This window comes from Ruegeria sp. B11, from assembly GCF_056539785.1.
Window position 1 is genome coordinate 1 of sequence record NZ_JBQFVO010000005.1, and the last position, 16,852, is coordinate 16,852.

Genomic DNA, 16,852 nt, shown 5'->3' on the forward strand with positions numbered 1-16,852 from the left:
CTTGAAGACATTCTGCGTGTAGACGAAGCAACTGGTTACCGACTTCAGGAAGGGTTGGTCGACGCTCTTTTGGATCGGTACTTGCCAAAAAACTGAGGATGGCCGAAATACAGAAATGCGCAGAAAGCAGACTTTGCAAACCTCAACGAACGATCATAGCGAACGTTTGCCGAGACCTTTTGGAGCCGCAGTTATGAGGAACCGGCTGGACAGGCTATTGATCATAACTTGCTGTTTTGTCGAAATCTCGCGCCAGTTGAAGGTCGCTGTGATTGCAAAGTCAGGCGATGGTCACTGTCCTGAATTGGTTTTCGCGATACTGCAAAGCAGATCGACATGTTTGTCCAACCATTCTTCGTTCAGCGCCTCGTGACGAATGAGCTTGCGGAAATAAGGTGCAGCGACTGCCAGTTCTATGAATTGGTCAACCGGAACGTCGGCGGCGATCTCACCCCGATCTATTGCGGCTGAAAGCACGGCTTCAACACTTGCAAACCTGTCTTTCATGAATTCAGTGATCACCAAGCGCGCTTCTGCATCGGTGGACGCAGCAGCGACAACTTGAGGCGCAATTTGGCCCCATGGTGTGTCGTTCAAGGCTCCCATCAGTACTCCGAGTAACCAGCGCAGGTCAGATCGCAGCGGGCCATCTGTTTTGGGTGGTATGTTAGGCGGTGTTGCGATGCGCCTGAATGCTGCATCACGCAGACCGCGCGCATCTGGCCAGTGCCTGTAAAGTGTGCTGCGCGAAATGCCCGTTGCCTTTGAAACCGCGCCATGAGTTACGTGCAGCACGCCCTCATCCATCAGTATCCTTTGCGCCGCATCAAGTGCGGCCTGTCGTGTGGCGATCAGCCTGGGATCTTCTTTCAATCGCCCCTCCTATAGAACATTTTGTTGCGCTGTAGAACATTTTGCCCTAAAAGTATGGTCAGCCAATACCTAAATCGCAAAACTCAATTCCACAAACACGTCTTGTCAAAATGGGAGCGTATCAATGTTCAAAGTGGCAGCAACCCCGCTGGCGGTACTCTTATCGATGGGCGCGACAACCGCTTTGTCCGAGAGTGGCACCTACGAGCTGGATCCTGGACACAGCCAGGTATTGTTCAGCTACGACCACATCGGGTTCTCAGAAACATTTGGAATGTTCTCAGGTTTTAGCGGTGAGATAAAGTTCAACGAAGATGATCCGTCTGCATCATCTGTCACAGTGTCTATGCCTGTAAAATCTATGATCACGGGCTGGGATGCCCGTTTGCAACACTTCATGTCCGATGATTTTTTTGGCGCGACTGACGGTGACGTGGTCACATTCGCCTCAACCAGCATCGAAGTCACCGGGGACAATTCCGCGAATATTTCTGGCGACCTGACCATGAATGGCATCACCAAACCTGTTGTTATGGAAACAACGCTTAACAAGTCAGCGCCATACCCTTTTGGCGAAAAGGAGGGCAGACCGACCTTGGGGCTGGCAGCAACGGCGACTATCGTGCGGTCTGAATTCGGACTTGGGGCCTTTGCACCAGCCGTGAGCGACGAAATAGATCTCTTGATCAATATCGAGGCGTTAAAAGCTGAATGATGCGTGCAGGGGCACCGAAACCGCGCTGAGCACTCAATCTTTACTTTTGACGGGCTGACAACAAAATGAATGTGCACCTGAGAACATTGGCGGTTGCTATCACGGTAGTGGCATTGATGTGCTCGATGGCGTCCGCGCAAGAGCGCTCCTTGCCGGAGCGCACCTCGCACCGTCCTGAAACGACAAGCGGCATACCGCATACTCAGATTGGTGTCAAAATTGATGCCGAATTGGCCCAGCTATTGCTGGAGCGAGTTGCTCAATTCCCAGGGGTTACACTTGGCCCCACACGCATATCACTACCTGGCGCAATTGGTTTTCAGCTTGATCCCGACATGTTTTTGTCTCAACCGAGCTCTATCGTCGGTGGGTTTGAATTTGCGCATATGCATCCTGATGGCAGCTTGCACGCTTCGCTGCATCCGGCAATGGCGCGGCGGGCAATTGAGGCTGGCTGGGCCGTAGCTCACCCTTGGGCCAAGCAACGTCCTGGGTGGAGCGGCTTTGTCTTGATATATACACCGACCACACCAGAAGAGTTGGATGTCGTCATCGATCTGGTAGAAAGCTCGTACACCTTCATCACCGGCAACACCTTGGGCTAAGCTCGAATTGTGCGAAAGTGTGCGGGGACACCTGTTTCCTGTCAGAGAGCAGTTTCAGCCACCTTGTTTCTCATAGTCATTTTTTTATTAAATTGTCGCCGTGGCGAAGCGCTCGATACCTTCAAGCCATTCACACTAATGGAAGCTGCCGTCCGCTTGTTAGATTTTGCAAAGCTCAGAGTCGAAGTTCCGCTTCGGGCCGCCATCGGTCACAGATGAAGAGAGCAACGGGCTGACACTTTCAGAATGGATATTGCAAAGTGAACCTTTGTTAGTAACGCGAAACGCGCTAACTACTTCACCTCAATTCTAGGCTTCGCCAGCCAATTAGACATTTTGCTCGGCTGTGTGTTTCAACGCAAGTTTTGGAATGTCTGACGTCAGCGCCCATGGGACAGTTTAGGTCGATTTGATAAGAGAGGGTTTCTGGCTATGAAGAAAGAAAGTGTACGGCTTGTTGTCACCGAACATTAGCGTTTGCAGCCCTACAATCAGTGATGGTGTTTATCTACCTTGAACGGGGCTAGGCTCTCTCGGAACTGCTCGATGAACTCAAGCGTCACCAGTGACGGTTGTTTCAAAACCGGGCGAACAAGGGAAAGCGTATGTGACAAGAGCGGTTTGAAGGGTCGGTAGCTCAATCCGTCGTCTAAATACTGGACGGCGTCCAACTCGCTGACCACGGAAATCCCAACACCCTTCACAGCCAACTCACAAGCCGCCGTGAACTGTCTGACTTCGATGTGGGAATTCAGTTTGACGTTGGCATTTTGAAACGCTTTTGAGAGTTTTCCAAAAAAGTCGCTGTCGCGCCTTGTGTGAATAATCCTGGCATTCGCAATATCCGTAGGTGACACCTCGGAGAGTTCTTCCAATTCATGTCCGGTAGGAAACACGCAAACTGTACGGACATCGATGTCTCTGCTTTCGACGGCCGGATGCCCGTTAAAACTATCTGTGATTCCGAAATCATATTGCTCACCGATCATCCACTCGAGAATGCGTTCCGGTCTGTCTGGCTCGATCGTCATTGTTACACCTGGCCGATCTTCTAGAAACTTGGCGATGACGTTGGGAAGATGACTGGTGGCGAACCCAGGCAAACATGCGATGCGGATGTGTCCCGCTTTGCGTTGCGTTATGTCCTGACTGACATCCGAGATTTGCTTCATCAATTCCAGAACGCGCTCTACGCTGGGTTGCAGATATCGTATCTCCTGCGAGGGCACCAAGCGACCTTCGCGACGATCAAAAAGCTGAAAGCCAAGTGATTTTTCCAGATCAGAAAGCAGTCTGCTGACTGCAGGCTGACTTATCCCAAGATCCGTAGCTGCAGCAGTGACCGACCCATTGATGGAAACGGCCATGAGCGCTTCCAATTGCCGGATCCGCAAAGTCTGACTCATATTTTGAACCTGGTTCGTTGTTTCCCTGGTTGGTTTATAATGTAATGTTATGTTTTTCTCAAAAATTAAATGCTTGAATTATAAAATTGTAACGTTAACGTCGTGAAATCGTCATGTGTGCTGATTACGCGTTGCGGTCGGTATTCAACGAAGCATCAACCCCTGATGCATGGGAGGAATCATGAAAAAGAATTTTCTAGGCGCTCTCGCCTTAACAACTGCTCTGTCGCCGTTGGCGGCTATGGCGCAAACCGAAATTCAGTTCTGGCATGCCTTCACCGGTCGACTAGGCGATCTTGTGAAGGCTCAGGTTGAAGAGTTCAATGCCAGCCAAGATGAGTTCACTGTAGTAGAAAGCCATAAAGGCAACTATTCGGAAACCTTGAATGCGGGTATTGCTGCTTTCCGAGCAGGTGAACAACCACATATCCTGATGGTTTTCGAAGTAGGCACGGCAACGATGATGTCGGCCGAAGGGGCTATCAAACCAGTGTATGAAGTGATGGCTGAAAGCGGTGCATCATTCGATCCTGATGCCTACATTGGTGCCGTCAAAGGCTACTATACGACCACTGACGGGGACATGCTGTCGCTGCCCTTCAACTCGTCCACACCCGTTCTCTGGGTCAATCGCGATGCTATGGAAGCGGCGGGTGTTGACCCTGACACGGATTTGTCGACCTGGGAAAAGGTTGGTGACGTTCTTGACCAGCTTAAGGCTGGGGGTGAAGACTGTCCGCTGGTCACTGCTTGGCAAAGCTGGATCCACCTTGAGAACCTTTCGGCCTATCACGACGTCCCATTCGCATCGAAGGACAATGGATTTGCCGGTCTTGATACCGAGCTGATGTTGAACGGACCGACGCAGGTGGCACACCTGACCGCGATGGGTGACTGGGCCAAAGATGGTAAATTCATCTATACCGGCCGCAGAAACGAAGGTGGCGCGAACTTCCGGGCAGGTGAATGCGCACTATTCACCGAAAGTTCGGCAGGTTATGCCGGCATTAGCTCTGAGGCTGAGTTCGAATTCGACGTGCGCCCATTGCCCTATTGGGAGGCGGTCGTGAGCGAGCCGCAAAACACCATTATTGGTGGCGCTTCGCTTTGGGTGATGGAGGGTCACGATCCTGAAGAATACAAAGGTGTCGGTGAATTCCTGAGCTTCCTGTCATCTTCGGACGTTCAGGCGAACTGGCATCAGAACACAGGGTATCTTCCAATCACCGCCGAAGCTGGCGTCGCGACCCGAAATGCTGGTTTCTATGAAGAAAACCCAGGTACTGACATTGCTGTCATACAGATGACCGCCAAAGAGCCGACTGCGAATTCGAAGGGTCTGCGTCTGGGGTCGTTTGACCAGATCCGCGGCATCATCGACGAAGAGCTCGAGGCTGTCTGGTCCGGTGAAAAGACCGCTCAGGAAGCAATGGACAGTGCGAAAGAACGCGGCGATGCCCTACTGCGCCGGTTCGAGTCTGCCAATCAATAAGTCCTAATTCGATGCGGGCCTGTTTCGGGCCCGCATCTTCTTTATTCGGTGGTTTATCGGGATGGAAAAACGCGTCACCTTTCGCGGCTGGCTTCTGCCATTGGCTCTGATCGCCCCTCAGGTCATTATCTCCGCCGTTTTCTTTTTCTATCCGGCCGGGCAGGCGGTTTGGCAGTCTTTGTTCATACCTGATCCCTTTGGGCTGTCGTCCCAATTCGTGGGGTTCGGCAACTTTGAATTCCTGCTGAGCGATAAATTCTACCGTGCTTCTTTTGTGACGACGGCGGTGTTTTCAACGCTCGTGACACTGTGTTCAATGATCCCGGCGTTGTTTCTGGCCGTCATAGCAGACCGCCTGATCAAAGGATCGGGTGTTTACCGGACGCTGCTGATCTGGCCCTACGCCGTTGCCCCCGCTGTTGCAGGCGTGCTGTGGCTGTTCATGTTCAACACGCGTGTTGGTGTCGCGTCGTGGTACCTCGGCCAGCTTGGTTATGACTGGAACCACGTTCTGAACGGCACCGAGGCCATGGGCCTGGTGGTTGTAGCCTCAGCCTGGGGGCGTATCAGCTATAACTTCTTGTTCTTCTTCGCAGCGCTGCAGTCGGTCCCAAGATCGGTGATCGAGGCTGCGGCAATTGACGGCGCGCGCTTCTGGCGCCGGTTCTTCACAATCGTGCTGCCGCTTTTGTCACCAACCGCGTTCTTCCTGTTGGTGGTGAATGTTGTCTACGCATTCTTTGAGACCTTTGGCGTCATCCACACGATCACTGGCGGTGGCCCACAGCAGGCGACGACCATTCTAGTTTACAAAGTCTTCTCGGATGGGTTCGTTGGACAAGATCTCGGTTCGTCCTCCGCTCAGTCCGTCATCCTGCTTATTGTCGTTGGTCTGCTGACCGTCATCCAATTCAAATACGTGGAAAAAAGGGTGCACTACTGATGGCAGCCCAACAACACGGAATGGTCGAAAAACGTGGCATGGGGATCTGGTTGACCCATGCCATGATGATCCTTGGCGTCTTAATCATCTTTTTCCCAATCTGGCTGGCGTTCGTGGCATCGACTGTGACCCAGCCGGAAATCGTGTCGCCGCCCATGCCCATTCTTCCCGGCGATCAATTCTGGGAAAACTATAAGGCCGCGCTGTTTTCCGGCGTGAACGTCCCGGTCGCCACAATGTTGTTCAACAGTCTCGTGATGGCCATCGGAATCGCAGTGGGCAAGATCATAATTTCGCTGCTGTCAGCTTTTGCGATCGTCTATTTCCGTTTTCCCGGGCGAACGACGTTCTTTTGGCTGATCTTCCTAACGCTGATGCTTCCGGTCGAGGTTCGTATTGTGCCGACGTTCGAAGTCGTCGCCGGGTTCGGCATGCTCAACAGCTACTATGGGCTGATCTTCCCCTTAATCGCCTCGGCCACGGCAACGTTCCTGTTCCGGCAGTTCTTTCTGACGATCCCGGATGAACTGGCCGAAGCTGCACGCGTCGATGGTGCCCGCCCGATGCGGTTCTTCATTGATATCGTGGTCCCCATGAGCCGAACGAATATCGCGGCGCTGTTCGTGATCCTTTTTATCTACGGGTGGAATCAATATCTCTGGCCGCTGCTCATCACTACCGATCCTGAAATGAACACCATCGTGATGGGTATCAAACAGATGTTCCCATCCGGCGACGACGTGGCGGAATGGCCGGTCATCATGGCCACTTCGATTTTGGCAATGATCCCGCCGGTCATCGTGGTGGTGTCTATGCAAAAGCTCTTTGTCCGCGGCCTTGTCGATAGCGAGAAATAAAAAATGGCAACAGTAAACTTAGAGAATGTCAAAAAGAGCTTTGGCCCGACGGACGTTATCCATGGCATCGACATAGATATTGCGGACGGTGAATTCATCGTGATTGTTGGCCCTTCGGGCTGCGGAAAATCCACGCTTTTGCGAATGGTTGCGGGCCTTGAAACCGTAACGTCCGGTGAAATCCGGATTGGAGAAGAACGAGCCAACGACAAAGAGCCTATGGATCGCGATATCGCGATGGTGTTCCAGAATTATGCGCTCTACCCACATATGTCGGTGCGCCAGAACATGGGGTATGGGCTGAAAATCGCGGGGCTTCCAAAGAACCAGATTGACCAGAAGGTGACCGAGGCCGCCAAACTGTTGCAGCTGGAAGCTTTGTTGGACCGCAAACCCCGGCAGCTTTCAGGCGGTCAACGCCAAAGGGTGGCAATGGGGCGGGCAATTGTTCGCGAGCCAGCGGTTTTCCTGTTTGATGAACCACTCTCAAATCTTGATGCCAAGCTGCGTGTTCAGATGCGTTTAGAAATCCGCGAGCTTCAGGAAAAGCTTGGAATTACATCGCTTTACGTGACTCACGATCAGGTCGAAGCGATGACGATGGCAGACAGGATGATCGTGATGAACGGAGGCATCGCTGAGCAGATTGGGACGCCATTGGAGGTATATGAAACACCAGGAACCCTTTTCGCGGCTCAATTTATTGGTAGCCCTGCAATGAATATCTTTGATGCTCAGCGTGAAAACGGAACGGTTAAGATAGGGGGCTTAGAGATTGGCCCATCCACGGGGCCTGAAACCCCACTAAAGCTTGGAATCCGACCAGAGCATCTGTTTCTGGACAACAATGGTCCGTTGGAAGCCGCTATTCAGATGGCGGAACCGCTAGGCGCAAACACCTTGTTGCATGGCCAGCTCACGGATGGAGGCGACGCGATCACGATAAGCCTTCCGGGTGTCCACCCAATCGAAGGCCGGCATCCGAGCATGCGGTTCTCAGTTGCCTCAGAGCACATGCATCTGTTTGACCATTCATCCGGCAAGAGGTTGGAAGGCTGATGGTCTTTCCACAGGTTGAAGCCTTTCGTGGTGGCAAAAACCTGATCCGGGTTGTGGGGCATCGAGGTGCGCGGGGTGTGCTGCCCGAAAACAGTATGATTGGCTTTGACTTTTCGCTCTCTATCGGCGTCCCGCTGCTTGAGTTTGATGTTGTCCTGACGGCCGATGACGTACCGATCATAACCCACAACCATCGGCTACACGCTCCTAGCTTTCGTGACGCAAATGGCCTGTTTCTGACCGGAGAAGAGCCGAAGGTCTCGTCATTGACGTTCGAGCAAATCCAGCAATTTGACATCGGGCGGTTGGATGGTCATTCGGCTTATGGCCAACGGTTTCCGGACCAGGCTCAACTGGATGGCATCCGTGTTCCAAAGTTGCAGGATTTGCTGGATTTGGTTGATGATCCAAAATACGGCGACGCCTATTTGATGCTCGAACTGAAGTCGGATCCGGATTTGGCTCACGATGCGCTTTATAGGAAGAAATTTGTCGGGCGGGTTCTTCAAGAAGTACGTGACAAAGGATTGTCTTCGCGCGCGGTGCTCCACAGTTTTGATTGGAACCTGTTGGAGGAGTGTCAGCGGCAGGCTCCTGACATGCCGTCTTCCTACCTGACGCAGCTTCCGGAAAACGCGGCGGATGTTGGTGAGGATTCCTCGAAAGCGGTTTGCCCTGACTTTCGTGGTCGTCGTGATGAAATTCCAAATTTGGTCAAGCAAGCTGGCGGTTCGCTTTGGTGCCCATACTACACGGATGTAACGGAAGAAAATGTGGCGCGCGCAAAAGAACTGGGCCTATGTGTTGCCGTTTGGACGGTCAATGAGCACGAAGAAATAGACAGGATGATCGACCTGCGCGTGGATGCAATTGTATCTGACTACCCCGGTCGGGTTCAAAGGCATTTATCGGATTTGTGTATGAGGTGGCGCGTCAGAAACTAGTGAGTTCTGAGTCGCAAGAGCCTGACGCTTTTTTGTTTCTTCCTGTCATAATCGAAAAGGATAAATCACATCACCGCTTTAATCTGGCCAGCTAGGCGAAAAGAATAGTGGTTCAGCGTACTAAATAAATGCAGCGTTGCCTCTGCAATTGTTCGGGGACCGCCTTAAGGTCCTTCTAATCACGTCGCGTGACACGGGACGTTGGATCCTGCCGAAAGGTTGTCCGATAGATGGCAAGAAAGACTGGATTCTTGCTGCGAACGTTCAAACGTCAAGGCACTAGTGTTCAATCAAGGTTGAATGTCCGTCGCGCGACTCGATGAAGCCGTCTTGGGGTTCATTCAATGCAAAAACCTCTTGTGGGGACGGACGATGTGGTCGGGCGAAAGTTGGTCCAGATGTCTCAAGCAGCCTATTGCACGCGAGACTACGCCAAACGGATCTGCGACAATGGCGGCGAGGGGTTGCATTTCATCGGTTGGCATGAGCCAGAAGAGGCCATTACGGCCAAATGGATCAAAGACAGTTACCATCCGAAAGCCCGGCTCAAGCATCGTGTTTCAGAACTTGTGCCTTTGATCACATTGGCGGCGTCCGGTCTTGGCATGGCCTATCTTGCGTGCAATCTTGGCGACCGCCATCCCGATCTGATCCGTGCGCCCTTCCAAAAGCCGATACCGTACCGAAACATTTGGCTATTGCTGCATCGTGATCTTAGAAACACCACGCGTGTCCGGCTCTTCGTCGATTTTATGTCCGAGCGGGTCAGGTCTAGGCGAAACGAGTTCTGGGTTTCGGGAACCTCAAAGCGGGAGTAGCGGTTATTCTATTCGGAAAGATGGACGGTAAACTGTACTCTTTTGAGACACTAACAGCAGCGTCGTTGAATGGCGGTTACTCGTATTGGGTCAGAAATGCTTGACGTTTGGGTCAGAATTGAATGACGTAATCGACCGCTTTGTTGAGGTTTTGGTTGTCGATTGAGTCCACGATCAGTGAAGTTCCACATTTCCTTGTTGTAAGGCGACACATAGTTCTGCCAGCAGCGACAGAGCCTTGCCGTTTTCGCGTCCCTTCCTTCATCCAGAACCCGGACCGATTTAGTTGATCCTGACTTCCTTTCGAGAAAACCAGGGCTGATTTGCAGATCAGACGCCGGAGGCGCCTGTTCCTGCTGCTCTGCCACGTGGCGAACGCGCTTGGGGGCGACGCAATGTTATTCGACAATAGTGGTGCGGCCCGCAAGCGCAGCCGAAGACACGGATTTGTCTAATAGGGTTGCCCGAGGGGGAAGGCAGCGTCTTACCCCTGATCGCCAGAGGCGTTTGGCTTGTCCAAATCCTACTAGCCCCAAAAACAAGTGCGGCTGAGTTGGCTGTGCCGTTACTTCTGCTCCAGAACACGTTGCTTTTCTAAAGAATCGGCGGAAAGCAGTCATTTGCTGCAGGCGCGGGAACACATTGTATTAGTTGTCAAAGCGGACCTTCGGTTTTGATCTGCAAATGGAAGTGGAATCTGGTGCCTCAAGCAAACTGGTAGCGCAACTGAAAAACCAAAAAATGATGCGATGTGCTATCACGGATTTCTTTGATGGCATGTAGAAAAACTGTGCAGCTATTCCGCTAAGTGTGAAATCAAGCTGAAAAATTGGGCGAACGGCAGCCTGATGAAGCATTAAATGGCGCTGGAATTGCTACCAATGCGCCTTGGCCTCACTTGTGACCCTATGAACCAACATCTAACTGTCGTTGTAGTCGAGCAGAACCAAGAACGAGCCATTGCGATTGTAGATGCTCTTAAAGAGGCCGGAGACGTAGACGTTTCTGTAATCGGCAACGTCTCTGGGTTAGCACGTAAAATTGCAATGCAAAGCCCAGACATTGTCCTGATCGATATCGACAACCCCTCTCGAGATATGTTGGAAGAACTTACCGTTGCTTCGGGCCCATTGGAACGACCCGTGGCTATGTTCGTCTCAGGCGCCGCAGGCGGATTGGCAAAAGCTGCTGTTGAGGCCGGTGTGTCGGCCTATGTTGTCGATGGATTGCAAGCTGAGCGAATTAAACCTGTCATCGATACCGCCATCGCTCGGTTTCAGGTGTTGCGCCAGATGCGGACTGAACTTGCAGAAACCCGCCGTGCGCTTGAAGAGCGTAAAGTGATCGACCGCGCAAAAGGTTTGCTGATGAAAGCTAAGGGCATTTCGGAAGACGAAGCCTATGCGCTACTCCGAAATACCGCGATGAACCAAAACCGCCGTGTCGCCGAGGTGGCAGAAGCCTTGGTCACTGCTTCGGGGTTGTTGTCATGAGAACCGTAACACTGCCCGTCGCGTATATGCCGCTTGTCGACGCGGCCCCGTTGATCGTTGCGCGCGAAATGGGGTTCGACCATGCTGAAGGCATCTCGCTGGACCTGCGTCCGGCGCCATCATGGTCCTCTTTGCGCGATATGCTGGCCTTTGGGCATGTGGACGCGGCGCATCTACTATCGCCTGTCCCCGTTGCGATGGCTTTGGGTCTTGGTGGAATCGCGACACCGCTATCCGCGGTATCTGTCCTGTCTTTGAACGGCAATGTTATAGGTGTTGGAACGCAATTGGCCGAGCGACTGATCGACCAGGGCTATGGTTTTGATTTCACCGATGCCGCTGCGGCTGGGGCTGCACTGGCAAAAGCTGCCGATGAAGTCTTGGTGTTTGGCGTGCCTTTCCCATTTTCAATGCATGTCGAGCTACTGCGCTATTGGATTGCGGGAACCAAACTGGCCTCAAAACAGGTCGAAATCCGCACCGTCCCGCCGCCACTCATGGCGCAGGCGCTTGCGGGAGGCGAGATCGATGCCTTTTGCGTGGGCGAGCCTTGGGGCTCCTTCGCAGTGGACGACAGTGTTGGCGCACTGCTGTTGCCCGGAAAGGCGATCTGGACTTGTGCTCCTGAAAAGGTGTTGGCAGTCAGAAACGACTGGGCCGAGACGGAACCGCATTTGCTGGGAAGTCTCATGCGGACCGTATGGCGTGCGGGACGCTGGCTGTCAAACACGGACAGCCGAACAACCGCGTCCGAGATGCTGTCACGCAAAACCTACCTCAATGTCTCACCCGAGCTGATCGACCGAGCGTTAATGGGTGAGTTCGCCATATCTGCACGCGGCGAGCAACGCAGTGTGGAAGGGTTTGTCGAGTTTTTTGACGGTGCTGCCACCTTCCCGTGGCGTAGTCAGGCAAAATGGGTCGCGCATCAATTGGCGCTAAGAAACGGGCTGGACGTCGGTACAGCGGAACGACAAGCAGCCAAGGTCTTTCGAAGTGATCTCTATCGTCGGGAGTTGCAAGGGCTTGGTGTGGAAACACCCGGCGCATCCGAGAAACTTGAAGGAGCTTTGTCTGAGTCGACGGCAGTTGCCTCAGCCAATGGCAGCTTGATTCTGTCTCGGAACGTCTTCTTCGACCGGCGCATTTTCGAGCCCGCAGGGTAAGATTGCACAATTTTTTTGCAGCGCAGCATCTCTTTTTGCTGCGCTGCAGAATTCTCGAAGTGAAGATGTCAAAAAATGATGACGTCGCACTGCGCGTCTGACTTAATCGGGACATCGGAAGGCAACGACGCCCACCGACGGAATTCGCCCACAATCCAGGGCACCTTAGAAGAGCAAAGCCGCTCGACCATCCGCCACCTCCTCCCGGCGGACTGTGTCGGCGGCTTTTTTTGTTTGCCCATGGGGTTGGGCTGAACCGAAAGGGATCGAGATGAAAAAGCTTCTTTTAGGCCTCGCCGCGACGACGGCGCTTGTGTCTCCAGCACTGGCCGAATTGGAACTGGAAAAAGACGAGCTGACCTTTGGCTTTATCAAACTGACCGACATGGCGCCGCTGGCTGTCGCCTATGAGAATGGGTACTTTCTGGACGAAGGCCTGTTCGTGACGCTGGAAGCACAAGCAAACTGGAAGGTGCTGTTGGATGGCGTGATTGACGGACAGCTTGACGGCGCACATATGCTGGCTGGACAACCATTGGCCGCAACCATCGGTTATGGGACCGAAGCCCATATCATCACGCCATTCTCAATGGACCTGAACGGCAACGGCATCACTGTCTCCAACGAGATTTGGGAAGAGATGAAGCCGAACATCCCGTTGATGGACGACGGCCGTCCCCAGCATCCGATCAGCGCCGAGGCTCTGGCCCCGGTCGTCGAGAAGTACAAATCAGAAGGCAAGCCATTTAACATGGGCATGGTCTTCCCGGTTTCGACCCATAACTACGAGCTGCGCTATTGGCTGGCCGCCGGTGGTCTGCATCCGGGTTACTACAGCCCTGAAAACGTGACCGGTCAGATTGGTGCGGATGTGTTCCTGTCGGTGACCCCTCCACCGCAGATGCCTGCCACGTTGGAGGCCGGCACGATCTATGGCTATTGCGTGGGCGAGCCGTGGAATCAGCAGGCTGTGTTCAAGGGTATCGGCGTACCGGTTATTACCGACTACGAGCTGTGGAAGAACAACCCCGAAAAGGTCTTTGGTCTCAATGCCGAGTTCGCAGAACAGTACCCCAACACCACTCTGGCAGTGACCAAGGCCCTGATACGCGCGGCGATGTGGCTGGACGAGAACGAAAATGCCAACCGCCCTGAAGCCGTCGAGATTCTGAGCCGGGCTGAATATGTGGGCGCGGATTATGAGGTTATCGCCAACTCGATGACCGGCACGTTTGAGTATGAGAAGGGCGACAAGCGTGAAGTCCCCGATTTCAACGTGTTTTTCCGCTACAACGCGACCTATCCGTTCTACTCGGACGCCGTTTGGTACCTGACGCAGATGCGCCGCTGGGGGCAGATTGCCGAGTCCAAGCCCGACAGCTGGTATGACGAGGTCGCCAAGTCCGTCTACAAACCCGAGATCTATTTGGAAGCCGCCCGCTTGCTGGTCGACGAAGGTCTGGCGAATGAAGCCGACTTCCCCTGGGACAGCGATGGTTACAAAGCGCCGACCCCGGCCGAGGATATCATTGACGGCATCGCTTACGACGGACGCACACCCAACGCCTATCTCGAAAGCCTGTCCATAGGCCTGAAGGGCGAGCAGAAGATCATCGGCTCGGACGTGCAAGGCTAATTCCCCTAATCCTGCGCCCGGCCCGCGCCGGGCGCAGCCCCCAAAGTGCCCCGCCATCGCAAGGACACATCAGATGACAACGGTCGATCCCGAATTCAACGCAGACGCTGCCCGAGAGGAACGTCGCGCCCGCCTTTTCACCCGCATCAATGCAGCCGACAAATGGTTCCAGGTTCTGGGTCTCAGCTGGGCGACCCCGGTCCTGAAAGCCGCCGCCGGGGACAATCCCCGCGCTCAGATGACCGAGATATGGCGGTTGCTGATCGTGCCTCTGTTGTCGATCTGCTCCTTCTTGTTGCTGTGGGGAACGCTGGCCCCCAAGGTGCAGACCTCTCTCGGCGCGGTTCCGGGGCCGGCGCAGGTTTGGGAAGAGATGGTCAGCCTGAACCAGGATGCCAAGGCCAAAGCGGCCAAACGCGCGAAGTTCGAGGCCATGGTCGAGAAGCGCAATCAGAAATTCATTGACGCTGGCCAGCCGGAGAAAGTGAAAGAGGTCGCCTTCACGGGTGCTCCGACCTATTACCAGCAAATCTGGACTTCGATCAAAACAGTGTTTTTTGGGTTTCTGATCGCCACCGTCATCGCGGTCCCACTTGGTATCGCGGCCGGCCTGTCTCCGACTGCAAATGCAGCCCTAAACCCGCTAATCCAGATCTTCAAACCGGTCTCGCCTCTGGCCTGGTTGCCGATCGTCACGATGATCGTCTCGGCCGTTTACGTCACCAATGACGGCTGGTTCGCGAAATCCTTCCTGATCTCGGCCATTACCGTGACCCTGTGTTCGCTATGGCCCACATTGATCAATACATCTTTGGGTGTAGCCTCCATCGATAAGGACCTGGTGAATGTCTCCAAAGTCCTGAAAATGAACACCTATACCAAGATCACCAAGCTGGTGCTGCCCTCTGCCCTGCCTCTGATCTTCACCGGCCTGCGCCTGTCACTGGGCGTCGGCTGGATGGTTCTGATTGCGGCGGAAATGCTAGCGCAGAACCCCGGTCTGGGCAAATTTGTCTGGGATGAGTTCCAGAACGGTTCCTCCAGTTCGCTCGCCAAGATCATGGTTGCGGTCTTCACCATCGGTATCATCGGCTTCCTGCTGGACCGGGTGATGTACGCGCTGCAATCCCTGTTTACCTTCACAAACAACCGGTGAGCGCGATGAGCATCCTAAGTTTCAAGAACGCCTCGAAATCCTTCGGTGAAGGCACCGCGCGCACGGATGTGTTGAAAGGCATCGATCTGAACGTGCAAGAGGGTGAGTTTCTGGTGATCCTCGGTTTTTCCGGCACCGGCAAAACCACCCTTATCAATCTAATGGCCGGGCTGGACACCCCAACCGGCGGAGAGGTCACCTTCAAAGGCACTCCGATCAAAGGGCCGGGCCCTGAGCGTGGCGTGATCTTCCAGAACTACTCGCTGATGCCCTGGCTGACGGTCAGTGGCAATGTGGGGTTGGCGGTGGATACGGTATTTCCGGGTCTCAGCAAGACCGAGAAGGCCGAAAAAGTCGCGCATTACGTCAAGATGGTCGGCCTCAGTCACGCCGCGACCCGCCGCCCGGCAGAGCTGTCGGGTGGGATGCGCCAGCGGGTCAATGTGGCGCGTGCGTTGTCGATGAACCCCGAAGTTTTGTTGCTGGATGAGCCTCTGTCGGCGCTCGACGCGCTGACCCGCGCCAATCTGGCCGATGAGATCGAACATATTTGGGAAGCTGACAAGAAAACTTGTGTCCTCATCACCAATGACGTTGATGAGGCGATCATTCTGGCCGACCGTATCATTGCCCTGAACCCGGATGGCACGCTGGGGCAGGAATTCCCTGTCTCAATCCTGCGCCCTCGGGACCGTGGAGCCATGAACAATGACGAGACTTTCAAACGCCTGCGCGCGGACGTCACCAAATACCTGATGGATGTGGGGATCGAGGCCAAGGTCGAAGGCTCGCGTATCCTCCCGGATGTCACCCCAATCCACGGTGTTCCAACGGCGGTGGCCGAGGCGCAAAAGGGGCTGATCGAGAACCGCTTCCTCGACTTCTCGCAGCTTCACAAGGTGTATCCGACGCCCAAAGGCCCTCTGACCGTGGTCGAGGATTTCGAACTGAAGATCGACAAGGGCGAGTTCATCTCGCTGATCGGCCATTCGGGTTGTGGCAAGTCCACGGTTTTGACCATGGCGGCGGGGCTGAACGACATCTCGAAGGGTGCGATCAAGCTGGATGGCCGTCACGTCGAAGGGGCCGATCCCGAACGCGCGGTGGTGTTCCAATCCCCCAACCTGTTCCCATGGTTAACCGCCAAGGAGAACGTCGCGATTGGGGTGGACAAGGTCTATCCAAAGGCCAGCATTGCCGAGCGGCAAGATGTTGTTGAATACTATCTGGAACGCGTCGGTTTGGCTGACGCGATGGACAAATCCGCCTCCGACTTGTCGAACGGCATGAAGCAACGCGTCGGTATCGCCCGCGCCTTTGCCCTGTCCCCCAAGCTGCTGTTGCTGGACGAGCCCTTTGGGATGCTCGACAGCCTGACCCGATGGGAATTACAGGAAGTCCTGATGGAGGTCTGGTCCCGCACCAAGGTCACTGCGATCTGCGTTACCCACGACGTGGATGAGGCGATCTTACTGGCCGATCGCGTGGTGATGATGACCAACGGTCCGCAGGCAACGATCGGCAAGATCACCAAGGTTGAGCTGCCGCGTCCGCGCACGCGCAAAGCGCTGCTGGAGCACCCGGATTACTATGCTTACCGGCAGGAAGTCCTCGATTTCCTCGAAGAATATGAACATGGCGCCAAGCCAAAAACACCCGCCCCCAAGGCGATTGCAGCGGAGTGAAATC

At 54.1% G+C, this 16,852-nt stretch carries 15 protein-coding genes; 13 read left to right on the top strand and 2 right to left on the bottom strand.

The window, feature by feature from the left end:
- Positions 1–291: 291 nt before the first annotated feature.
- A complete protein-coding gene (locus ACR0I1_RS15975; protein WP_170408611.1) occupies positions 292–873 on the bottom strand; it encodes a TetR/AcrR family transcriptional regulator in 582 nt (193 codons plus the stop codon).
- 124 nt (positions 874–997) lie between these two features.
- Here ACR0I1_RS15975 and ACR0I1_RS15980 point away from each other — a divergent pair, with 124 nt between their 5' ends.
- On the top strand, positions 998–1,588 hold the full coding sequence (locus tag ACR0I1_RS15980) for a YceI family protein (RefSeq protein ID WP_480707230.1): 591 nt from the start codon (positions 998–1,000) through the stop codon (positions 1,586–1,588).
- Between the two features lie 65 nt (positions 1,589–1,653).
- Positions 1,654–2,193, top strand: coding sequence for a luciferase domain-containing protein (locus ACR0I1_RS15985; protein ID WP_480707232.1), 540 nt, complete (start codon positions 1,654–1,656; stop codon positions 2,191–2,193).
- Between the two features lie 491 nt (positions 2,194–2,684).
- Here the strand turns inward: ACR0I1_RS15985 and ACR0I1_RS15990 are convergent, their stop codons facing one another.
- The gene (locus ACR0I1_RS15990; RefSeq protein ID WP_170733646.1) at positions 2,685–3,599 is read right to left on the bottom strand and encodes a LysR substrate-binding domain-containing protein; all 915 of its coding nucleotides are present in this window, start codon (positions 3,597–3,599) and stop codon (positions 2,685–2,687) included.
- Between the two features lie 181 nt (positions 3,600–3,780).
- On the opposite strand from ACR0I1_RS15990, the gene ugpB reads away from it, so the two are divergent.
- From ugpB to ACR0I1_RS16045, 11 genes are all read left to right on the top strand, one after another.
- Complete coding sequence (gene ugpB, locus ACR0I1_RS15995) at positions 3,781–5,091, top strand: sn-glycerol-3-phosphate ABC transporter substrate-binding protein UgpB (RefSeq protein WP_480707234.1); 1,311 nt, start codon at positions 3,781–3,783, stop codon at positions 5,089–5,091.
- Between the two features lie 61 nt (positions 5,092–5,152).
- A complete protein-coding gene (gene ugpA, locus ACR0I1_RS16000; protein WP_480707236.1) occupies positions 5,153–6,034 on the top strand; it encodes a sn-glycerol-3-phosphate ABC transporter permease UgpA in 882 nt (293 codons plus the stop codon).
- Positions 6,035–6,054: 20 nt separating this feature from the next.
- A complete protein-coding gene (gene ugpE / locus ACR0I1_RS16005; protein ID WP_170392936.1) occupies positions 6,055–6,891 on the top strand; it encodes a sn-glycerol-3-phosphate ABC transporter permease UgpE in 837 nt (278 codons plus the stop codon).
- 3 nt (positions 6,892–6,894) lie between these two features.
- Positions 6,895–7,950 carry a sn-glycerol-3-phosphate ABC transporter ATP-binding protein UgpC gene (gene ugpC / locus ACR0I1_RS16010; RefSeq protein ID WP_480707238.1) on the top strand — a complete coding sequence of 352 codons (1,056 nt, stop codon included), beginning with the start codon at positions 6,895–6,897 and terminating at the stop codon, positions 7,948–7,950.
- A complete protein-coding gene (locus ACR0I1_RS16015; protein ID WP_480707240.1) occupies positions 7,950–8,894 on the top strand; it encodes a glycerophosphodiester phosphodiesterase family protein in 945 nt (314 codons plus the stop codon). Before ugpC ends, ACR0I1_RS16015 begins: the two co-directional genes overlap by 1 nt.
- Positions 8,895–9,238: 344 nt before the next feature.
- Entirely contained in the window at positions 9,239–9,712 is a 474-nt protein-coding gene (locus ACR0I1_RS16020; protein WP_480707242.1) for a LysR substrate-binding domain-containing protein, read from the top strand.
- Between the two features lie 908 nt (positions 9,713–10,620).
- Positions 10,621–11,205 (top strand): ANTAR domain-containing response regulator, encoded by a 585-nt coding sequence (locus ACR0I1_RS16025; RefSeq protein WP_480707243.1) that lies wholly within the window; start codon positions 10,621–10,623, stop codon positions 11,203–11,205.
- Positions 11,202–12,371 (top strand): ABC transporter substrate-binding protein, encoded by a 1,170-nt coding sequence (locus tag ACR0I1_RS16030; RefSeq protein WP_170407176.1) that lies wholly within the window; start codon positions 11,202–11,204, stop codon positions 12,369–12,371. Before ACR0I1_RS16025 ends, ACR0I1_RS16030 begins: the two co-directional genes overlap by 4 nt.
- A 271-nt stretch (positions 12,372–12,642) precedes the next feature.
- Positions 12,643–14,007, top strand: coding sequence for a CmpA/NrtA family ABC transporter substrate-binding protein (locus tag ACR0I1_RS16035; protein ID WP_170663071.1), 1,365 nt, complete (start codon positions 12,643–12,645; stop codon positions 14,005–14,007).
- Between the two features lie 73 nt (positions 14,008–14,080).
- A complete protein-coding gene (locus tag ACR0I1_RS16040; protein WP_480707245.1) occupies positions 14,081–15,163 on the top strand; it encodes an ABC transporter permease in 1,083 nt (360 codons plus the stop codon).
- Positions 15,164–15,168: 5 nt separating this feature from the next.
- Positions 15,169–16,848: an ABC transporter ATP-binding protein gene (locus ACR0I1_RS16045; protein ID WP_480707247.1), complete on the top strand. Its 1,680-nt coding sequence runs from the start codon at positions 15,169–15,171 to the stop codon at positions 16,846–16,848.
- Positions 16,849–16,852: the final 4 nt, after the last annotated feature.